Annotated in this window: 13 protein-coding genes; 10 read left to right on the top strand and 3 right to left on the bottom strand. The window is 40.1% G+C overall.

All coding sequences use genetic code 11. The features are described 5' to 3' along the window. Window positions 1–44: 44 nt before the first annotated feature. Complete coding sequence (locus tag WH188_RS11940) at window positions 45–4,124, bottom strand: hybrid sensor histidine kinase/response regulator transcription factor (RefSeq protein WP_339424043.1); 4,080 nt, start codon at window positions 4,122–4,124, stop codon at window positions 45–47. A 333-nt stretch (window positions 4,125–4,457) separates the two neighbouring features. On the opposite strand from WH188_RS11940, the gene WH188_RS11935 reads away from it, so the two are divergent. The 5 genes from WH188_RS11935 to WH188_RS11915 all read left to right on the top strand — a co-directional run bounded on the left by WH188_RS11935 (window position 4,458) and on the right by WH188_RS11915 (window position 13,463). Then, window positions 4,458–7,661, top strand: a complete 3,204-nt coding sequence (locus tag WH188_RS11935; protein WP_206368566.1) for a SusC/RagA family TonB-linked outer membrane protein — start codon at window positions 4,458–4,460, stop codon at window positions 7,659–7,661. 118 nt (window positions 7,662–7,779) lie between these two features. Continuing rightward, complete coding sequence (locus WH188_RS11930) at window positions 7,780–9,708, top strand: RagB/SusD family nutrient uptake outer membrane protein (protein WP_339424042.1); 1,929 nt, start codon at window positions 7,780–7,782, stop codon at window positions 9,706–9,708. Between the two features lie 39 nt (window positions 9,709–9,747). Next, a complete protein-coding gene (locus WH188_RS11925; RefSeq protein WP_165905873.1) occupies window positions 9,748–10,944 on the top strand; it encodes a DUF5000 domain-containing lipoprotein in 1,197 nt (398 codons plus the stop codon). Window positions 10,945–10,977: 33 nt separating this feature from the next. Then, entirely contained in the window at window positions 10,978–12,219 is a 1,242-nt protein-coding gene (locus WH188_RS11920) for a DUF4998 domain-containing protein (RefSeq protein WP_168127726.1), read from the top strand. Window positions 12,220–12,230: 11 nt separating this feature from the next. Continuing rightward, entirely contained in the window at window positions 12,231–13,463 is a 1,233-nt protein-coding gene (locus WH188_RS11915) for a hypothetical protein (protein ID WP_132769671.1), read from the top strand. 982 nt (window positions 13,464–14,445) lie between these two features. Here the strand turns inward: WH188_RS11915 and WH188_RS11910 are convergent. Both WH188_RS11910 and WH188_RS11905 read right to left on the bottom strand, forming a co-directional pair. Further along, entirely contained in the window at window positions 14,446–14,640 is a 195-nt protein-coding gene (locus WH188_RS11910; protein ID WP_132769672.1) for a hypothetical protein, read from the bottom strand. An 18-nt stretch (window positions 14,641–14,658) separates the two neighbouring features. Continuing rightward, window positions 14,659–14,907, bottom strand: a complete 249-nt coding sequence (locus tag WH188_RS11905; RefSeq protein WP_168127727.1) for a hypothetical protein — start codon at window positions 14,905–14,907, stop codon at window positions 14,659–14,661. Between the two features lie 487 nt (window positions 14,908–15,394). Between WH188_RS11905 and WH188_RS11900 the strand changes: the two genes are divergently transcribed. The 5 genes from WH188_RS11900 (at window position 15,395) to WH188_RS11880 (ending at window position 23,730) form a co-directional block, all read left to right on the top strand. Next, entirely contained in the window at window positions 15,395–15,547 is a 153-nt protein-coding gene (locus tag WH188_RS11900; protein ID WP_243655404.1) for a hypothetical protein, read from the top strand. Window positions 15,548–15,571: 24 nt separating this feature from the next. Further along, window positions 15,572–17,287, top strand: a complete 1,716-nt coding sequence (locus tag WH188_RS11895; protein WP_168127728.1) for a hypothetical protein — start codon at window positions 15,572–15,574, stop codon at window positions 17,285–17,287. Between the two features lie 763 nt (window positions 17,288–18,050). Beyond that, window positions 18,051–20,789 (top strand): TonB-dependent receptor, encoded by a 2,739-nt coding sequence (locus WH188_RS11890; protein ID WP_339424041.1) that lies wholly within the window; start codon window positions 18,051–18,053, stop codon window positions 20,787–20,789. An 11-nt stretch (window positions 20,790–20,800) separates the two neighbouring features. Next, entirely contained in the window at window positions 20,801–22,153 is a 1,353-nt protein-coding gene (locus WH188_RS11885) for a DUF4876 domain-containing protein (protein WP_339424040.1), read from the top strand. Between the two features lie 47 nt (window positions 22,154–22,200). Beyond that, window positions 22,201–23,730: a DUF6850 family outer membrane beta-barrel protein gene (locus tag WH188_RS11880; protein ID WP_339424039.1), complete on the top strand. Its 1,530-nt coding sequence runs from the start codon at window positions 22,201–22,203 to the stop codon at window positions 23,728–23,730. The last annotated feature ends 2 nt before the right edge of the window (window positions 23,731–23,732 follow it).

The raw sequence follows: 23,732 nt of genomic DNA, 5'->3' as shown, positions 1-23,732 counted from the left end.
GGCCCTTATATTTCCACAGTCAATCTTTCTCATCGGCACAGATCTTAATGAGTCAGTAGTCCATCTAGCGCATAGGATTTCTTTAAATGAGGATAGCGTTTTCGATATTCTGATGGGGTACAACCAAAAAGCTTCGTAAACTGTTGCCTAAAATGCTTAACATCTCGAAAACCAACTTGATAAGCAGATTCATTTACATTCGCTTTAGTCGTAATTAAAATTTGTGCAGCTCTACGAAGTCGGATGTACCGAATAAATTCGTTAGCAGATTTTCCTGATATCGCTTTAATTTGTCTATAGAGATTCGAATGGCTCATCCCCATGGTTTCGGCGAGCACTTTTACCGTAAAATCTTCTTCCAACAAGTGTGCTTCAACCGCTTGGATCACTTTCTCCAAAAACTCTTTATATTCAACCGGAATTTTGTGGTCATTCGATTGCAACGTTATATGGCTATGGAAGTATTCATGCAGACGATTCCTATTTTGAATCAGATTATCCACACGTGCCATCAGCATGTCTTTATCAAACGGTTTAGTAATATAATCATCAGCCCCCCCTTCAATCCCCTTCAACTTTATTTCGGATGAGGAACTTGCCGTCAAAAGAATTAAAGGAATATGACTCCACTGATTACTTTTCTTAATTTTATGACAGAGATCAATCCCCGAACCTCCCTCCATCATAATATCACTGATGATGATATGCGGTTCTATTTTTTGTAAAATTGCAACAGCCTGCTCCCCATTTTCAGCCTGCACGACATAAAACCTATCTTGAAACAGTTTATAGATATAATTTCGAATATCAGCATGATCATCCACCAATAGTATGATTTCTCGTTCTATCGAAATTGATGTATCTGATCCCTCGAGATAATGACTATTTTTACGGTCGGCCTTTTCTGCCATAACCGGATCGTTTAGCCCCATCGTTTCCCGAGAAGAAAAAGCACTATTGGAAACTTCTAAAATATGATCCTCATCATTAAGAATAGCATGCTGTGGCAGGTCAACACAAAAAGTCATGCCTCGATCAGCATTGGGGTAATAGCTGATTTCACCCTGATGTATTTCCACAAATTTTTTGACTAAAAATAAGCCTATTCCAAAACCTTCCTTTACCGTATTGGAAGAAGAGAAGTCACGCTGAAACGGTTTAAAGATATCTTCCTTCAGCAGAGTCGGAGTACCGTTACCCGAATCCGATATTTCAATGCGAATACCTGTGACCGTACTATTCATATGCACGGTCACCATACCCCCACCTTGTGTATATTTTAGGGCATTCTGCAATAGATTAAAAAAACAGATTTCCAATTTTTCAAAATCTCCATAACATGGATAAGCCTCGATATCAGTTTTCAACGTATAGCTTATATTTTGCGAATGTGCGATTTGCCGAAAACACAGAAAAACTTCCTGAACCAAATGCACGATATCCAGAGGAACAAGAGATAGTTCATCAAAGTTTCCTTCGGATTTTCTGAAGAGCAATAATTTATCGACCAGATTCAGCAATCTCTTGGAATGACGATATACGTCCTGAAGTTCTTCGTAATCTGTTACACGATCTTCACTATCCTTCAGCAATTCTTTAATTGGATTTATAATAAGAGTAAGCGGCGTACGTATTTCGTGCACGATATGCGTAAAAAATGTGACCTTCTTCTCTGTAAGTTCATTTTCTTTATCACGTTCAAACTCAGCGGCCTTCAATTTCGTTAATAATAAAGCTCGATGTCGTACATACAGAAAATAAAGATACAGTGCAGCGACAACACACATTCCATAACCTGTATAAGCCCAGCCTGTACGCCACCATGGAGGCAAGATTTGAATCACAATAGTACGCTCACTAGGATTCCATTCACCATTTGCATTCGTCGATTTAATTCTTAGCGTATAAATTCCTTCTTTAAGGTGCGAATAATATGCTGATCGCTGTTTATCCACATAATTCCAATCCTTATCCCATCCTTCAAGAAAGTATGCATATTTAATCCGATCTGAAAAACTATAATCTAATGCGGCAAATGAAAAGGACAATACCGCCTGATTGTAAGGGATGGTCAATTTGCTAATGGCATTGAGAGGACCTGTGCCATAACGTTTATCAGTACCATACGGATTATTATTAATCTGGAGTTGTGTCAATTTAAGTGCAGGAAAAACAGTATGGACTAAAAGGTCACGCGACTGAAACAAATTGAATCCCCGAATGCCTCCAAACACCAAATGTCCATCAGACAATTTCAGCGCGGCATTGTAATTAAATTGATTGCTTTGCAATCCATCAGATGTATAGAAATTTTGGAATGAGCGCACTTTGGTATCAAATTTTGATAGCCCATGATAAGTCGATATCCACAAATTGCCAAAATCATCATTAAGTGCGTTTAATAAAGTATTACTTGGCAATCCCTCTTTCTCTGTATACGTTTTAGATTGACCCGTCGCTATATTAAAGTAACGTAGTCCTCCCCCTTCCGTACCTATCCATAAATGATGACGATCAGCCTTCTTGATAAACCGGACAGGTGTGCCCACTGCATATGTTTTAAAGCGCCTTGTTTTCAGATCCAAGCGGATCAATTCAGACCAAGATCCCATCCAGAGGATATCTTCCTTTTCTTCAAAAAACGTCAGCACATCATATATCGGTAAGTTTAAAGGTTTAAACTGATCTTCCGCTACATCAAAAAGATAGACCACTCCTCCGCCCAAAGTCGATGCCCAGATTCGTTTTCGGCTATCTTTAAACAAGCGCCAAGCTGCTGCATTTACATATTCGGTTTGGGGATAATAGCAGGTATAGGATTTGATCTGACCGCTAGTCATATCTAATTTAAAAATACCAGAATCATAAGTCCCGATCCATAATTGATGATGATCATCCTGAATAAGTCCCGTGACAAATGCGCGCTCTGATAATAGTCGGGAAGTATTGGGATATGGTACAAAGACTTTCTGTTTTAAATTCCACTTCAATAAGCCAGAACCATCCGTACCGACCCAAATATGATCATGATCCGCTTGCTCTAGCACAGAAATAAAATCTCGGGAACTTACCTTCTTATCCGGTGAATGATGTTTTACCAATTGAAATTTACCCTTCTGCGGATCGATCACATTCACTCCACCGCGTATCGTACCTAGCCATTTCCGACGCTCATTATCTTCATAAATAGCAACAACAGCATTACCGGTTAGTTGTTTTTCATCAAAACCCGTATTCTTTTCGATTTTTTTGGTATCCACATTAATCTTCTGAATGCCATCACCATCGGTACATACCCAAATTTTACGATCCTGACCAAAATATAGATTAACAATCCGCTTATTACTTAAGCCATTTACAAAACTGTAGTACTGAAAGGCATTAGTCTGCCAATCATAGTAAGTGACCGACCAACCATTTGAAAACCAGACCCCCCCATCACTAGAAGCAGTCATCAATGTTGCGTTAAAATCTCCCTGTGCAAGAACTTGAATGCAGTTGTTTTTACGGTCATATATCGCTAATCCCACCCCATGTATCATCAACATTAATCTTCCATCGAAAGTTTTACAGATCGAACTTACACTGTACGCTTGATCAATTACTTTTCCTGAAATATATAAAGGGACAGTATGTGCTTTAAGACCTTTTGCGGTGTTCTTGATCGTCAATAAACCCGCTTTTCCGGAGGTAGCAAAGAGTTGACCATCGTTATCTTTCTCGAGCTGATGGATGGAAAAATCAATAGGTTGCATTTCCAAATCGCCTTTAACCAGATCTGCCCGAGTAAAATGATTGCGATCCATGTCAAAAACCCCCAATCCGCCTTTGGTTGCAATATAGAGATTACCAGTTTGATCTTCAAGAATATCGGTGATGCGATTGTCGGGAAGCGATTTATTCTCTAATGGATTATTTTTAAAGATTTTAAATTCATAGCCATCAAAACGATTGAGGCCATTGAAAGTTCCAAACCACATAAATCCATCTTTATCTTGATAAATATCGGTCACAAAATCATTGGACAAGCCATGATCGATCCCCAGATATTCGATGGATGACTGCGCTCGTATATCAAAACATAGCAATAAAAAAATAAGAAGGCATAATAGATTGTACCTCATAATTATTGGCGTAAATGATTGGTTTGTATAGCTATAAATCTATGTAAAAAGCAGACTTTTTACAAGTGTTAAATTAACATTTAATAATTGTAAAACCAATTTTGCCTGTGTTTTAAAGAAATAGGTCTCCCTTGTCTTCTAAACAGCTAAAAAAACCATTTAGCGCGAAATATTGAGGTAGAGAAAATCTTCACATTAAAATCTCAACACTCCAATTATGCTGATTTTCCCCCTTATTTTTGACCAAATCCCCCCCAATTTAATCAAAAGATAGTTGCGATAATTGTACATCGAGTAAAAATACTCACCAATTTATAACCAAACTAATTATTAATGAAAAGAGGTAAAGTGCTTAAAAAGCGTCTTGGAATTTGGATATTTCTAATGACGTTAAGCTGCTATGTTGCCACAGCTCAACAAGTCCGTGTGACGGGAAAGGTCTCGGGTAGTGGCACCCCAATACAAGGGGTTACTGTAGGAGTTCTAGGTAGCGAATCAAAAATACTGACAGATGCACAGGGGATGTATGCTATAAGTGCCAGTAAAACCGCAACCTTGGTTTTTACAAGTGTAGGCTATACACGTCAAGAAATAGCATTAGCAGAAAAAAAAGTTGAATCCAATAATACCATCTTACTGGATGTCATACTTCAGATGAATGAGAATGTGATAGAAGATGTAGTTGTCACCGGTTTTGGGCAACGCGAAAAAAGAACATCCGTTGTGGGTTCAGTAACGACGATTAACCCAAAAGAATTAAAAGGGCCAACGAGTAATCTGACGACCATGCTAGCAGGACGTGTAGCTGGTATGATTGCATTTCAGCGCAGTGGAGAACCCGGATCTGATAATGCCAATTTTTTTATCAGAGGGCTGGGTACATTTGGTACCGGTAAACAAGATCCGCTGATCTTGATAGATAATGTCGAATCATCCCCAACCGATATGGCACGTTTACAACCGGACGACATTGCCAGCTTTTCAGTCCTACGTGATGCCAATGCCGCCGCGATGTATGGCGCGCGCGGTGCGAATGGTGTCGTACTGATCACCACAAAACTAGGCTCCGAAGGAAAAACAAAATTTGAATTTCGTTCAGAAAACAACATTTCCACCAACACCAGAAATTTTCAGTTTGCCGATAACATTCGGTATATGGAAATGGCCAATGAAGCTTATCTGACACGACCTGCAGATGCTTCGAGCGGCCAGGGATTGCCCTATTGGCAAAGTAAAATCGATCATACCCGCGCTGGAGATAACCCGCTATTTTATCCTAATAATAATTGGATTGATCAGCTGATCAAAGATTATACCCTCAATCAGCGAAACAATTTAAATATTTCAGGAGGCGGTGCCAAAGCAAGGTATTACTTAGCAGGAACTTACAATATCGACAACGGAATTCTGAAGGTTGATGGCATCAACAATTTCAATAACAACATTAAATTGAAAAATTATTCAGTCCGTTCCAATGTCGACATCAACTTTACTCCGAGTACTACAGGAATTGTACGGGTCTACGCCCAATTTGATGATTATAATGGCCCTATAGGTGGTTTGGACGAGAATAACAACCGTATCAATGGTGGTGCCGTCACCTTTAGACGTGCAATATGGTCAAACCCCGTGATGTTTCCAGCGCTATATCCATCTTCGTATATGCCTTACATGAACCATCCCCTATTTGGCAATGCACTAAATCGAAACGGAGGTCTGTTTGTGAATCCTTATGCCGAAATGGTACGTGGCTATCAGGAATTCAACACCTCGACCATTATGCCACAGATTGAATTACGTCAAGACTTAAGTGCTATCGTACCGGGTCTGAACTTAACGGCTATGACCTACTTAAAACGATACGCTTATTTTGAAGTGAGCAGAAGGTACAATCCATTTTATTACTCGGCATCATCAAATGCTGATGGCGACCTGACACTGCGTGTCATGAACGACGGCTCTCAAGGTTCAATAGGCCCTGTTGGAACAGAATATCTCGATTACTCGGAATCTGACAAAGAGGTCAATTCCATGTTTTATGCGCATGCTATTGCCAATTACAACCGCGGATTTGGCAAGCATAATGTCGGAGCCACCCTAATTGGATTGCTTCAAAATTCATTAAGTGGCAATGCCGGATCGCTACAACTGTCTTTACCAGCGCGTAATATCGGTCTTTCTGGTAGATTTACCTACAATTTTGATGATCGTTATATTGCCGAATTTAATTTCGGTTATAATGGATCCGAGCGATTTGCAAAAGCAAGACGCATGGGTTTCTTCCCTTCCTTTGGTCTATCTTATAATATTTCAAACGAGTCGTTCTTTGAGCCACTCCGTGACGTGGTCAATAAATTCAAACTACGTGCTACGCATGGATACTCCGGAAATGATCAGATCGGTAGAGCACAGGATCGTTTCTTCTATCTTTCAGAAGTTAACATGAATGCCGGTGAAATTTCTTTCGGAGAACTGGGGGGCTATAACAGACCTACTATTGCGATCAACCGATATGCCAATGAAGCCATCACATGGGAAAGATCTCGCCAGACCAACTTCGGGATGGATCTGAGTCTATTTAATGCAATTGAATTAAATATTGACATTTATAAACAAATCCGCAGCAATATACTCACAAATCGGTCTTATATCCCTAGCACAATGGGCCTAAGAGCCCCTATCGTGGCAAATACTAATAAAGCAGAAAGCAAAGGTATGGATCTGACATTGAGCTATAATAAAAACTTTATGAACGGTTGGTATCTTCAGGGAAGAAGCACATTAACCTATGCCGTCAGTAAACGCTTGATCGTTGATGAACCGGCTTATCAAGAGCCTGGACGCTATACCGTCGGAACCTCCGCCTCACAAGAATTCGGATATATAGCTGAAAGACTCTTTGTTGACGATCAGGAAGTATTAAATTCTCCCGTTCAATTTGGCAAACCTGGTATTGATTATTTAGGGGGTGATATCAAATACAGAGACATCAATGGCGATGGCCAAATTACCGATTTAGATCGTGTAGCCATTGGCTACCCAACCACACCCGAACTGATTTATGGGTTTGGAGGTACAGTGGGCGGTAAAGGACTCGATTTCAGTTTCTATTTTCAAGGTTCAGCAAGATCTTCATTCTTTATCAATCCTGAAAACATCTCTCCCTTCTATCTCAACGGAGGTTCTCAAAATGGACTTCTAAGCGTAATCGCTGATAGCTACTGGAGTGAAGAAAACCGAGATCTATATGCTTTCTGGCCAAGATTAAGTGAAAATATTGTTGCCAACAACAACCAAAGATCCACATGGTGGATGCGTAATGGATCATTCTTAAGATTAAAAACTGTTGAAATCGGCTATACTTTCAAAGAAAGTTTAATGAATAGACTTAAAGCAAAAAATCTGCGGATTTATGCCAATGGAATGAATCTATTTTCGATCAGTTCCTTTAAAATGTGGGACGTAGAAATGGGTGGACGAGGTATCGGCTATCCGATTCAAGCCACCTATAATATTGGCTTACAGCTTGGTTTTTAAACATTACAAAATGATAAAACGCTCATGAACTGCAGCACAGGATTCCATCATTTGAACCCTGCGCAATCATATCGATTGCAGACAAGCAACTCATGATTATTTATAAAAAATTATCCAAATGAAAAATTTACAGATAAAAAAGATAAAACGCTACCTCATTTATCTATCCGTTAGTACCATCGGTTTTTCCGCATGTGCAGATTATATTGATGTCGTTCCCGACAATGTCGCGACTATAGACAATGCATTTTCATTGCGTAACGAAGCTGAAAAATTCTTATTTACCTGCTATGCATGGCTACCCAACAATGCCGATGCGCAGAGCAATACCGGTTTTTTAGCAGGCGATGAAGTATGGATTCCTGTCGCGCAACGCGAGATCTATCCAGCCAATAATTGGCGGATTGCACGCGGAGGACAAAATGTAAATGCCCCATTAGTAGATACCTGGCGCAGCGGCATGTGGACCGCTATCCGTGATTGCAATATCTTTTTAGAAAATGTTTCTAACACATCGAAAGTACCCGATTTATCCAGTGAAGATCGTTCGAGATGGATTGGAGAAGTCATGTTTTTAAAAGCCTACTACCACTATATCTTGATGCGCCAATATGGCCCAATACCCTTGGCACGTACCAATACTCCTTTGGATGCAAACCAGCAAGAAGTTCGGGTAACACAACGACCTGTCGACGAAGTCGTGAACTACATCGTATCGTTATTAGATTCGGCTTCAAACAGTGCTGTTCCCTTGATCATTCCAGATCAGGCATCTGAATTAGGCCGGGTCACTAAGCCCATTATTCAAGCGGTAAAAGCAGAAGTTTTGTTAACCGCTGCCAGTCCCTTATTCAATGGTAATTCAGATTTTCAGGCGGTCCGCAACAAGGATGGAGAACCTCTTTTTAATCCCGTATATGATGCCTCCAAATGGACACGTGCCGCTGAAGCGGCCAAAGCCGCAATTACAGCAGCAGAATCAGCCGGCACCACATTTTTCCCATTTCGCAAAACGGAATATGGACAATTTAAGATGAGTGATGAAACCGCACAAATATTAGGTATAAACTTAGGTTTCAATGAGCGCTGGTCCTCTGAGCACATCTGGGCAAATCCTAATTATCAAGCTTGGAATATCCAGCGTGATGCCATGCCATTACTCACCATTGATGCTGTAGTAGGTACTGCAAGACAGCATTTAAGTGCCCCGATCAAAATTGCCGAAATGTTTTACACCAAAAATGGCGTACCCATCAATGAAGATAAGACCTTAGACTTTACCAACAGGTTTACCTTAAGAACAGCTAAGAATGAAGAACGCTTTCATATTAAAGAAGGTTATACGACAGCTCGGTTAAATTATGACCGTGAATCACGATTTTATGCATCATTAGGTTTTGATGGCGGTATCTGGTTTAAATTTGACACCAAGAGCTTATCCGATGAAGACACCTATTATGTACAGGCAAAACTCAATCAACCTGCAGGAGCAAATAATCATGGATGGATCAATGAAACAGGGTATTTCTTAAAAAAACTGGTCAATTGGGAACAGGCTTTTGCCAGCAGTGGCGTGAGTTACAAATCATACCCTTGGCCAACGATCCGTTTGAGTGATATCTACCTGATGTATGCCGAGGCCTTAAATGAAGCCAATGGACCATCTACAGAAGTCTACACATATCTGGACCGCATCCGTGAACGTGCAGGATTGGCCGGTATCGTCGAATCCTGGAGTTCATTTTCAACCAATCCCAGCAAACCAAATACGAAAGATGGTCTACGCGAAATCATTCAGCGTGAACGCATGATCGAATTGGTATTTGAAGGAAAGCGCTATTGGGATCTCCGCCGTTGGAAATTGGCGGTTAATTATTTCAACCAAAATATCACGGGATGGAGTGTTAACCAAGAAGTGACCAGTGATTACTACCGCTTACGCACGCTGTATGCACAAACATTCGTTGCACCACGTGATTACTTTTGGCCGATCGCACAAGGAGAATTAACCGTAAACCCTTCACTGATGCAAAATTTGGGTTGGTAGCCCTTATTTCATTATAGATGATACAAGATAATTATGAACATGAATCAAACAAAACTGTATATATTCACATTACTCATGCTGATAGCAGCATTGAGTAGTTGCAAGGAGGAGTTTAAGACTGCTCAGGTAACCAATGCTACTGCTCCACAACCTGTAAGCAATGTCCAGGTCGAAAATTTACCGGGAGCAGCCCGTCTCCATTACACACTTCCCAAAGATCAGGATCTGCTTTATGTACGCGCGACATACACTTTGGCATCTGGTCAAGAAATGGAGGTAAAATCATCCTATTACAACAACTCGTTGCTTGTAGAAGGATTTGCGGATATGAAACCTCATGATATTAAACTCTCTACCGTAAACCGCAGCGAAATTAGCTCAACACCGGTAACCATCCCGGTCACTCCATTGGAAAATCCGATCTGGGATACTTTTCGAAGTTTAGAAGCAATTGGAGCCTTCGGCGGAATACGGATAACTGCAGATAATGAAGAGGAAAAAAATCTGACCATTATGGTCATGGTGGATTCCTTAGGAGAGTGGGTTCCATCTGTAGACAATATTTATACATCGACAAAACAGATCAATAGAACCATTCGCGGATTTGCCCCTAATCCGAAACAATTTGCGATCACCATACGCGATAAGTACATGAATTTTACGGATACCATGGTGACCACCATTACACCCCTATTCGAAACTGCATTGCCAAAATCCCGTTATAATGCCATTAGTTTACCTACTGATGCTAAACAACAATATGCGTCGACAGGATTATCAAAAATGTGGGATAACGACATCATCAATTGGCCCAATATCTCACTCACTGACGTCACGATCAATGGTCCGCAATGGATCACTTTTGATACAGGAACTTTAGCCAAAATGAGTCGGATCGTCATCTGGAATTATCCGGAATACACCAATAATGGCCGGATGTATTACTATGGTGGAAATGTAAAAACTTTCGAAATCTGGGGTTCAGACAATCCTCCTTCAGATGGCAGTTGGAATAATTGGAAACTACTCGGAAACTTTGAAAGCAAAAAGCCTTCTGGATTACCGATGGGCCAGCAGACCGATGAAGACTACCAACTCGCCAATTCGGGACTTAGTTTCGATTTTGATGTCAGTGCTCCAAAGGTGCGCTATCTCCGCATAAAAACTTCAAAAAACTGGCAAGGTTCTTCATTTATGGCAATCGCAGAAGTTCAGGTATATGGAGACCCACGCTAACGGGGACCACCATTTATTTTTAATACAAAAATTATGAAAACACAACTCATTAAAATAATAGGTAAGAGCATGTTGCTTGGCGTCGCGCTACTTCATCTTTTCAGCTGCTCAAAAAGTGATGATTATAAAAAATATCTACAAGACGGAGAAAAAAGCTATACTGGAAAAATAGATTCGATAAAAGTTTATTCTGGAAAAGAAAGAGTATATATCACCGGTCTATTTATGGCTGATCCGAAAATCGAACGATTAAAAGTCTATTGGGACAATCGACAGGACTCCGCCGAGCTTAATATCAATAGAACGCCAGGAGTGGATACGTTAAAGTTATCTCTACCCATCCGAGAAGGGGTACATAATTTTGAATTTATCACTTTTGATGGACAAGGAAACAAATCACTCAGCGTTTTTAAAACAGGAATTTCGTATGGCGAAAGGTATGGATCTGGCTTACTCAATCGCCCTTACTACACGACAGGATATTTTGCTGGCGATCAAAACACCACCATTACTTGGGGCGGTATCGATTTGACCAGTGGAGCAACATTTACAGAAGTCGAGTACACCAATACTGCAGGAAAGCTGGTCATACAACGTGATTCGATCCATATCAGTGAAAGCATATTAAAAAACTATCTTCCTGGAAAACCATACCGTTATCGTACCCTGTTTATCCCCGATACCTTAAGTGTCGATACATTTTACACGAACTATGTCACAGAGATATTGCCCAAAGAGATTTACTTCAAAAATATGAATTTCCCGTTCCAAACTTCTGCCATGGCAGGCAGCAGATGGGGAACTCCAGCAGATTGGCAATTGAATGATGCCGCAAAAAACTTTAAACATACCGACAATAACTTCTATGGTGGAATAGAGATCCGCTCCAACCAGGCCTGTTTATCGTTCGAAGCAGGATGGTGGCAGTGGGCTACACCATCGCCAAACTTAGCTCCGATTGTCAATGGAAAAATGTATCAAACAACCAACCTTCAACCTGGAAAATATCGGTTTACCATTACTAAACTGGACAAAGGAGCTGCCGGAACAGTCCATTTAGTTGCTGCTAAGGGAACCCAATTACCTGACCAGGCTAATTTAGCAGCTGCAAGTTTAGCTTATAAAGTTATTTCAGGAACCGAGGCCGTACTGGAATTTAATTTATCTGAAGCAAGTGCCGTCACCATCGGACTGTTGGGTAACATGCCTGGAACAGCGAGTGATGGATCATATATCAAGATCACAGGTAATATGACTTTTGAAGTTTTACCATAAAAAAAGAAAACATGAAAAAAAGATATTTCTATCTGCTTATGCTCGGCTTAACTGTGCAGGCATGCGCCAAATCAACATCAGATCTGGTACCCGTAAAGCCAATCGAAAATCCAGAAGGAATTGCGCTTCCTGGTTTAGGACAATTAGCATTTTCCAATATCACCACTTCGGGAGCAATGGTTAAAGGAATGGTGACCAATAAAGGCGGTGCACTAGTCACCAATCGAGGTATTTGTTGGAGCACAAGTCCCAATCCCACGATTGAAAACAATCCGCACGAAGCTACGGTAAGTAAAGGATCAGGAGAATTTAGCGTTCAGCTCAATTCCCTCGTGCAATCTACAACCTATTACATCAGACCTTATGCCAAAAACAAAGGTGGGGTAGCATACGGAGATCAGGTTACTTTAAAAACGGCAGATATACAATCCGTCAATTTTGCCCAAACACCGATGTTTATTATCGGTTCATCACGAGCGTATTACGATGTAGAAATCTTGAATAGCGGTGGTGGAGCAGTCACAGAGCGCGGCGTTTGTTGGGGCACAGAAGAAAATCCAACAATCACGCAAAACAAGGTTGCACATGGAGCAAACGGTATTGGCAAATTTCGAATCGGATTAACAAATTTAACTCCACTGATGAACTACCATCTTCGCGCATATGCTATCAATGAAACCGGGGTGAGCTACGGAACCAATATTGCCTTTCGAACAATTAAGAAAGGTAACGTCACGTATACATTCAACAAAGCAAGTAGCCCTACAGCGGAAGAGCTTGCCGCTTACTCACGCCTGCAAGTAGCAATTGACAGTGCCGTATGGTATGCGAATCAATATACATCAGCGACTAAGCATGTATACCTTAATTATGTACCTGGAGTTGCTACCGCTGATGCGAATAATGAAGGATGGATGCGATTTGGAACAAATACTTCTTACCAAAATATCCGGACGATGCTACATGAAATGAACCATACATTTGGAACAGGCACAACAAGCTGGTGGTCACAGCAAGCAATAAGTGCTGGAAAATATCAATTTACCAATGGAAACAACATGTTAAAATTGATCAATTCAGATCAAAATGCGGTGATAAGTGGCGATAGCCAGCATTGGTGGCCATATGGTCTGAATCAAAATTCAGAAGTCAGTTCAAGTTGGGACTATGTGTACAACTGTCTGCTTATTGAAGCGATGCGTAAAGATGGGATGACGAGCCATAGCGGAAGTTATACACCATAATTATTGTTTAAAGTTTTAAATCAACAATAAAATTAATTAAAGATCTTAAAGCCTCAATCTTCGGATTGGGGCTTTAATTATAATTTAAGTTCGAGTCTAAAAGTCTTTTCTCAAAAATAAGTTCCTGTTCATCTCCCATATATGCTGCCTTAGCTAAAAAATAATCGTCCCTGGAATAACTCTGTCATTTTTTTCTTACCTACAAACCATTTTGTCATCAAAAAATCTAAAAATAACATCTTTCTTACCATATATTTAATTCCCTTCCTATTTTTGAATCTATTTTCCTACTAAAATTAAAATAATAAACATCTATACCATAAATAGAAATACTTGTCAAAACAACAGAGGCGCAAACTATTGTAGCAACACTACCAACATACATACAATCTAAAAACAGCATTTTCTATTCAAATTAACTATCAATATGCTGACCTATATCACTGTCTGTCTTAGCTAAAGATATCGTATTTAATATAAAAATCCTGCTACAATACCAGAACCAACTCCTGTCACTGCCAAGCCTGACATTGTTAAATACAAAAAATTGGAAGTGGTATTACCATTTTGATACATAACTCCTATTGAGAGTGCCCCCCTTATCCACACCTATTTGCCGTAAGTCCGACAAAAAACATGAAACTCTTACGCGATAACAATCCGCGGTTCCTTATCCTCATAGATCTATACACCCGTAAGTCCTAAAATCTCTATAGCATCCTTTAACCCCTCGGAACCATACATTTGGCATTGAAAAAGAAGAAATGTAGACCAGTTCTCTGATGAATTTATGTTTGAATTATTAGAAAAGGAATTTGAACATTTGAGATCACAAATTGTGACCTCAAAATAAGATAATAGAGGTGGAAATCTCTATTATTTTCAATATGTTCAAAGAACAAAAATTCTCAATGAGGATTGAAATCCTTACTATAAAAGACTTTCTGATGACCGCACACATACAATGTAAGCGACTTAGGCCCTATAAAAGCTGATCTAGATCTATCCTGATCTCCAGGGGTAACATCAGATATACCGAGTTTTTTAAATTCTCTCTTTTAGGAACTCTCTCTCTAAAAATATTGCTAAATCCTTCATGGAGCCATTTTCCGTCATCTTCCAAATATGTGCTATATTTATTATCTAAAATTTCAATTATGTCTTTGCTATTTTTCATTTGTTCAGTTATTTATTTTTATTGATTCTCCTCTATATTTCCTGAGTCGTTTGTAGCCCTAGTTTGTGTCTTAGAATTGTTCAATTGTAACATCCCCTCCTTTTCATCTCGGATATTTTTTAGACATTTAATAATAGTGGAGGCTGCAACTTCATATTTCTCTACAGCCTCATTTAACAATAAGTAACCATTTATTATATCTGAAATTGCAGATTGTAGCCGAGCTTTATTCGACACTCTCTTTGAATCATTATTATTCCTTTCCATTGTAGTTTATTTTGGTTTACAATTTATTGTAAACTCCTAAATCATGAAATATCCATAACAAAGATGATTCCTTTTACAAAAAAAATGCGCTTTCTTAACATCTCATTGTCGTCCTGTAGAGGCCTCATTACAACATGTAGTTTTCTTTCTACAACATATTGATAAATAAAGCTTAATTATTCATAAAAAATCTGCCTCATTAAATACAAGGGGAAACACACATGTGTAAACATGTAATTTTATTAACCATTTAATATAAAACATATTTAAATACTAAAATATACACAAACAAGTTAACACGTAGCTATTTCACTACATGATGTCAACCCGCCTCTACAAATAAAACATAAACAATTATAATACAGTTCGTTTTACTATTTATGGTTGTAGTATTGCTGTCACAATAGCTACTGTACCAAATAAATTAAGAACATCAAAATTAAAATTTTTAAGTATGAAAAAACAAGAAAAACGCAAACCATATGTCGTGCCACGGGTCGATGCTACGGTTGTTGTATTAGAACAGGGCATTGCCGCAGGATCTGCGTCGGTCAACCCTGGAGACTCGTCCAATCCTTCCAATCCTAAAACTGAAGATTGGTTTGATGGTGGTGGTCAGAACTCGGACTTTGATATTTAATATTCCAGCAAATTAAAAGACAAGATGAAAAGTATAATATCAAATAACATAAGAAAAAACATATCCGGATTGGCTGTATTTTGCTTATTACTCACCAGTTTCACATCCTGCTCTTCGAAAGATGAACAGATGGCTCCAGCTGGAGACGGCGCAGTATTAAAAGTTGGTGTGAAAGGAATAGAAGAAGCAATAGTCGGCGGAATACCTAGTAACTTAAAAATGTCCAATAAAGGAAATAGCGGCATTAATAAGCAATCGTTGGTATCTTTGGGGGGTGTAGACGCATTTGTGGATTTTGGAGAAGGTACGGTCGGTCAGGAAGCTCCATTGGAAGCAAAGACTAGCTCATCCGATACTTTAAGCAAGAAAGCTGCCTCAAGTACAACGAAGGCAGCATCTTCTTCAATGGAAAATAACACTAGATTCCGACTTCTGATCTATGATGCGACTCATACTTTAGTGGTGAATCAAGTTGCTACTTCAGGAGTCGATCCACAAATCAAGGTAGACGCCAATAAGAAATATACTTGGTACGCATTTTCTGTAAATGAAAAGAATGCAAGTGTTCCAGATATTAATGGCGCCGGAGTAATCTCCCGTAGTGGACTAGAAAACAAAGATGTCTTGTATGCTTCAGGCAATGTCAATACTGTAAACGGTGAAAATTATTTGGATATTACATTTAAGCGCATGACTGCTAGAATTCAAGTCAAATTGAATGTTAGAGGGCTTTTTGCCAGAATAGAAAATAGTACAAGCATTTCATTAGTTAAAAGCAGCTCAAATACGACTGTTTTGCAAATGGGTGATTTGAATATGCTAACAGGGCAGTTTAATAATGTGGTGAATGTAGATAAAGCAGTGTTAGCATCGTCAATGGTGGGGGAAAATGGAAATCCTGCCAATACAGTTAAAGTCGCAAGCTTCTTTACATTAAATACGGCAACAATTCCTGCCAATAGCTTCAAGATGAAATTAAACACTTTAAAAGTAACATTAGACGATACACGTGTAAGAACATTTACTCCAGTAACATATACTTATCCAGGAGCTTATAGCCCTACAATAGGCAGCACCTACGGATTGAATATCCGCCTTATTGAATCTCCTGTTAAAGTTAACGGTGTTTTATGGGCACGATCCAATCTGGTGTATAACGCAAATGAGATGGACCGTTATAGATTAAAATCTAATCCAGGGGGGTCAACTCCAGCGACAAAAGATACTGAATTTTGGAATTGGAAGTCCGCTACACCTACTGGGACAGCTAACAGTGTTGACCCTTGTACATCCGTCTATCCAGCAGGCACTTGGCGTATGTCGACAAAGAAAGAGTGGGAGGCCGCAGGACAACCTGATAATAAACAAGAGGTGTTGGGACTATTCTGGGGTGCGCAATATGCTTATAAGTGGAATAGAGATAGTGACTACCCCGCTAATCCTGCTTATGATGACAATGATCTTACGTTATCATTTGGAGGCTACCGTACTAAACCAAACGTAACTGGTGGAGGAACATCAGTAGTGGGAAGTCCAGGTGGTATCGCTTTAGGTGCTTTTGCTTCTGGTGAATGTCATTATTGGACTTCAGACAATAGAGACTCCAATACATCGTATGCTGTGAAGTCTGCCTTCACAAGAGTTGCATGGTTATTTTCTTGGGGAAATGTAACCTACCCTAATAACAATAATGCCGAGGGCAGGAACATCCGCTGTGTAAGACAAATTGTTAATAATTAAATCCATAAAAGCTTTGAATCTATAAGCTTTTGTGGATTGGCAGAAGTCAATATTTTAATTTTGCCCTGAGTTTATTATTTCTCAGGGTAAAATTAGATTGCAAAATCTTCCTGTCTTGTGCTTACGTTAATTTCTAGATCTGTTTGCAAAGGAAACTCGGATTTTTCATTGATTTAACCCTTATTCCATAATCCATTTAGCTTCGACCAAAACGGAGCTGTTCTTCTGACGGCGAGAATAATAAAAAATAACCATGAATCCTCCTCTGGAACATTTTTCCATCTGTATCCCAAATAGTCATTCACAGTTCCATGTTCATCTCCCACAACAACATAATTAATCTGTTTAAATCATATTTAATCCTTTCGTCGAGATTCGACAATAGGGGCTTCCTTCTGCTAAAGGGGCACCAAGAATAGTTGCTGTATCATAATATCCAACGCCCTATAAGAACAAAAGATCCCGCTTCGCAACAAGCATCCTTAGCGAATAAGGCTGTCGCTATATTTCAACTGGATAACTTCTTAAAACTGTAGCAAACATAACTCCGGTCCAAATCGTCCCCTTGAATCTTTATAGCTAAAATTCAAAAAAAGCTAAATTTAAAAATACGTTTTTTTGCATGCAAAATTTAAAATTACCTTATTCTATATTTAGATTGATTAAAAATAATTTTAAAAACACGTTTTTTTAAGCTAATTTTGGCACCATCTTAATTCAGCTATTATAGCACAAGCTGAATTATGCATTTTTATGCATGCTTATGAAAAAAGAATTAATGGTATCTGTTTTTTGCAGCATGGCTGTTATGGTCAATGCTCAAGAGCGGTTTTATGGAACGGTAAAAGATGAGCAAGGACTACCTTTACCCTTTGCATCGGTCACTTCCCTAACTACTAATATCAGCTACATGACCGATCGTTCGGGAAATTTTGATTTTGACGTTCAAACCCATGATTCCATACGTATTAAAGTAGCCTATCTTGGAAAACAGACCCTCAATCGCTCCTATACTACAAAACAATCAAAAGAGCGTCAGACTATTGTTCTCCGCGAACTATCTCTGACCTTGGACGAAGTCAATATTTTACCCGATGTAAATAATAATGGTCATTCCAATTCGTCCATTCATATTGACAAGCAGGCGATCGATCAGCTGCAGGCTTTCAGTCTGGTAGACGTCATGAATGCCTTACCCGGAAAAAAAACATTACCTCTAGACCTCAATAGTCTATCGACACTCACCTTACGTGGCGGCGAACTTTCCAATCCTGTGTTTGACTTAAATAATTCACAGGGGATCGCCATTGTCATTGATGATATGCGAATTTCCAATGATGCCAATCTACAGACCAGAGGACTTGCGCGCGGCGGCCTTAATGGGAGTACCCTTACCTCAAATGGGTATCGCGACAGCTATTTTGGCAACCAGAACGCAAAGAGCTACGATACTCCTTTTCAGGGTATAGACTTGCGTGATATACCCGTTAACAATATTGAAAAAATAGAGGTCATTCAAGGTATTGCCCCTGCTCGGTATGGCGAAGTAACCAATGGTGCTGTCATTATAGATCGACAGGCCGGAAAGAGTCCTTATGTTACCAGTTTTAATATCAATGGAGGCTCTACCAACAGTTCGCTCAGTAAGGGGTTTTTATTATCACCCAAATGGGGAGCACTAAATTCCAGCACCAACTGGACCTACAGTAACGCCGATCCGAAAGATAAAGTCAAGTCTTTTCATCGCTACACACAAAGTTTAATGTGGACCAATGTTTTTGGGAAGATTAAAAACACGCTTTCACTGGATTATTCGGGCCGTAACGACAACAGCCGCCAGGACCCCGATGATGCAACACTCAGAACCTCCAAATTTACCAACAATACATTTTCACTGAACAACCGTATGGGGATCCAAATCGGTAAACAATGGATGAAAAATTTGCAGGTCAACAGCAGTATTTCTTTGGGTAAACAAAAATCTTATGCCAGCTACGCGGTTAACCGAGGTCTTACACCCATTGCCTATTTAGATACCACAGGTATTTATGAAGGTAAGTATGTGTACCTATCAACAATGACGGAAGAATTGATCATCGGAAAGCCCGTTAATGCATCAGTCAACCTTTCTGCAAATGGCTATGTACAGTTAGGGTCTATTAGTCACAACTTGAGCTATGGTACGCGTTTTAATTATTCGAATAATGGTGGACAAGGTGTAGTTTCTGACCCCGAGCGCCCGAGATTGGTCGGTTACAATCAGCAGAATTTGCGCCCCTATTCCTTTGAGCATATTCCATCGGCCAAAAACTGGAGTCTCTACCTCGAAGATCAGTTTGACCTGACATTGGGTCGCCGCATCGTTTCCAACAATCTTGGTGTACGTTATGATGTACAAAATGGCTACGGTACCATTCAGCCCCGTTTCAATTCGCGACTGCAATGGAACCAGCGATGGACATTTACAGGAGCACTGGGCATTGCGACCAAAGCACCTTCTCTCGCCCAGTTATATCCCGGACCTACTTTTATTGATTATGACCTGATCACCGCAAGTGCCGGTGGTATTGATCCTTCGTTGTATCTTTTATACACGGATAAAATACAGATCGACAATAGCAGAATCAAACCATCCAAATCATTTCAGGTGGAATTTGGTGTAGAGCGCAAAAGTCTCTGGGTCAATTCATCCATGTATGCGTATTACAAGAAAAACAGTGACGGTTTCTATGCGATGAACAACTTGCGCCGATATGAGCTGCCCCAATATACGGTCTGGTTAAATCAAACAACAAATAAATTCGAATATGCTTCAACAGGAGAAACGCTTGTTACCGGAGGTTTCATTGACCATCAATTGACCAATGGGTTAGCCTCGGAAAGCTACGGTTTTGAATGGTATCTATCTACCCCTAAAATTGCCGTTATAGCAACCTCATTTTCCCTCAATACTTCATACAATTATACAAAAGCGAAAAGTGCGCTTAACGACGCTTCTACTCCCGAAACAAAAACTTATCTGGATGAGAACCGCTATATCAAAACACTCTACTATGAACCATTGATCCTATCTACAAAATCGTTGATATCAAAATTGAACACCGTAACACATTTTTCGCGCATTGGATTTGTCATCAACTTTTCTTTGGATATCAATATTATGGGCGGAAACCAGACCCTGAGCAGCCTGGATCCGATAGCCTATCTTGATGACAACATCAGATACTATACCCTCACCGCAGATGAGGCAAAGGGTGCTCCATTCAATACACTTGCCAACCAGACCAAAGACAGTAAAACAGAAAACACACCGTTTGTTTATACGACGATGAATATGGGTTTTGAGAAGGAGATCCGAAAAAACTTCAGGGTCAATATGCGCGTCTACAATCTTTTGGACCTGCGGCCATATAAGCTTATCACACTTGATAATGGTGTCGAGCGGATATTCAATCCCAATACCAAACCCAGCTTAACCATAGGAACAACAATAAAATTTTAACAACTAATAAAATGAACAGAAATCTAATCCTAATCATTATGCTCATCGTGAGCACCACATTCGGATGTAAAAAGTCTGATGACGACCGCGTAAGCCCAGTTTCACTCAACCTTACGTTAAAAGCTGCAGAAGGCGACATATCCTTTGATGTCTCAAAAACAGTCATCAAGATTACCAATCGTACGACAGATGCATCCTACACCGCAACGAAAGCGTCCGCAGGAAAAGTGGTCTTTGCCAGCATAACACCTGGTTCTTACGATGTATCTGCAGTGCTTGTGGTCAGCGCACAGGAATACACACAAAAAACAGGAATTTATACGGAAGAAGAGGTGACATTCAACGGTGCTTTAGATAGATTGGACGTCAGTTCAGATACCGAGCAGCAGCTTGACCTCGCCATTGGTAAAGTCGGCAATTGGGTCTTTAAGCAAATCTATTATGCAGGATCAGATGTCGTAAAAGGCGCAACTTTCAGGGATCAATTTTTGGAAATTTACAACAATTCCAATGCCGTAATGTATGCCGACAGCCTTTATATTGGCCAGGTAGAAGGAAAAAACAACAACAATAGCGGACCATATTTTCTCTCAGGCAGCAATCAGTACGACTGGACCCAATCACTTGGCATTACTGTTGGTGCCGGACTGGATGCCAATAAAGACTATGTGTATGCAAATAGCGTATTTATGGTACCAAGTGATGGTACAGGCAAGAAATATCCCGTTCAGCCCGGTCAAAGCATCATTATTGCTGCGACAGCAGTAGATCATACCGCATCTTATGCTGACAACAGCAATACAAATGTAAATATTACCGATCCAACCCTGACCGTCAATCTATCCAAAGCAGACTTCGAGACCAATCTGGTCGCTTATCTGGGTGGCACTCCATACAAATATGATATTGATAACCCCCATGTTCCAAATATGGATGTCACTTACTTTATTTCGGGCAATGAGATGATATTAAAGGCCAACGGACGCGATGCCTTCATCCTATTTAAAGCCAATCAAAATTTACCAGCGGTAAAAACGCTACCTACCGTAGCCACACCTGATCAACGCGAGATTACCGCCGCAACAAAGAAACTACTTCAGATTCCGGTCAGCTATATCGATGATGCCGTAGAGGTCATGCATCCAACAGAAAGTCAGCGTATACCGAAACGTCTACCTGCCGCGCTGGATGCGGTGCGTACTTTTGTACCAGCCGGACAATATTCCAGCCAGTCACTCGTACGTAAAACCTTAAAAACTGTCAATGGCCGCCGTATCTTAAAAGATACCAATAACTCCAGTGAAGACTTTGGTTACCTGAACAAAGCCGACGCATCCAAATCGGGGAGTTCATTTATTGATTAATATTTTAACGCATTGAGACAGCTCCGTCTGTCTCAATAATTTTTACTATGCGATATTTTAGCCTTTTCATCTTGCTCTGTTTTTGTTCTTTGGCACATGCCCAACAGAATTATCATTCAGATTCATTGCTTTGGAGCAAATCCGGCGAACAAAAGATGCAGTATCTTTTTGGTCACAGCGTTTTATTACAGGATACCGCGCGGCAAAATTTTGGAGACGTGACAGTCTATTATGACAGTAGAAATCAGAACTATCGCACCAGCCAGATGGCCCAAAAAACCACTGTTGCGGCGTTTGAGGCCCGAGGAATCAGCTATCTATCGGATAAGATTGTAGTTTCTGGCGCATTTCGTTATGCAAAAACCTGGGAAGATAGCCTTGCTTATTTTTTAGGCGGTCTGGATGACAGCAGCATTCCGGGTTATTTTTATACACCTAAAGCCGGAAAATATGAACGTCAGACTTACGATGCACAGGCACATCTGGGATACAAAATAGATCAACAATGGCAGGCTGATCTACAGGTCAATTATACCCATCATTGGTCCACGCGCTCGGTTGATCCAAGAATGGAACACTATAGCATGAAATTTTTGCTAAAACCCAGTATTTCGTATGTCACCAGAAGTCAGCAACATTTTTCTGTTTCCGGTATTTGGGGATACGGCAAGGCGCAGACCGATATCGCTTATAAAAACAGTAGGCTGAATAATGGAGCTTTCCTGCCGGAGTATCATCATTTTACAAGTTTTGGCTACGGCTATACCAAACAACTTGATTCTACCTCACTTCGGCAATACGATCAATATCGCGGATTAGAATTAGCTGGTACATGGATCCAACCGAGCTGGACATTGTATTGGTCAGCAGGCTATATAAAGCGTAACAATGAAAACACCAATGATGTCCGTCACATGCAGAATTACCATGTTAAACAAACATTCGACCTGGACCAAATTGACTTAGACTTGCTCTTCACGGACAAGCGGATCAACGGCAACCTGGTACGCTTCAACCTAAAAAGCACAAGCGGTCATGATGGTGTTTATCATAAAGGCAAAAATTACTTCTTAAACCGATGGAACATGGGGTTATTGTACAGTAAAGCATTTGCTTCAGCGTCAACATCGCCCAAAGAGGCTGGAATCTCGGTACAAAGTGCGTACGACAAACGTGACGATGCGCTAACCGAACATCTCGCTGAACACAGCTGGATTGATCTGGCAGTACCCCTATCGTGGTCCAAAATAGGAAAGTCTGCAGACCGCTTTCGACTGCAGTTAACGCCCTCCTACCGATTTGTCTTAACAAATAGCCTCCAAGTTCCAGAGAGCCAGATCAATTCGTTCACACGAGGTATTGCTTATCCTGAATTTTATTATTATGATGCCGATATCTTGGCGTTACAGACAAAACTATCCTATCTGACAAGCAAGATATTCAACACAACAAAAACGGCGTTTTTTATCGATCTTCGATTTGAATCTGCCTCCAAATTAAAAACAGTCCTTGAGGAGAGTCAGGCTTTCAGAGGTCAAAATACAAATTGGCGCATGGGTGTCAACTTCTATTTGTAAAA

Origin of the sequence: Sphingobacterium sp. MYb388, from assembly GCF_037479535.1 — a bacterium.
GTDB classification, from domain to species: Bacteria; Bacteroidota; Bacteroidia; order Sphingobacteriales; family Sphingobacteriaceae; genus Sphingobacterium; species Sphingobacterium anhuiense.
Note: the sequence above shows the minus strand (reverse complement) of the source record. Positions and strands in the feature narration are given on the sequence as shown.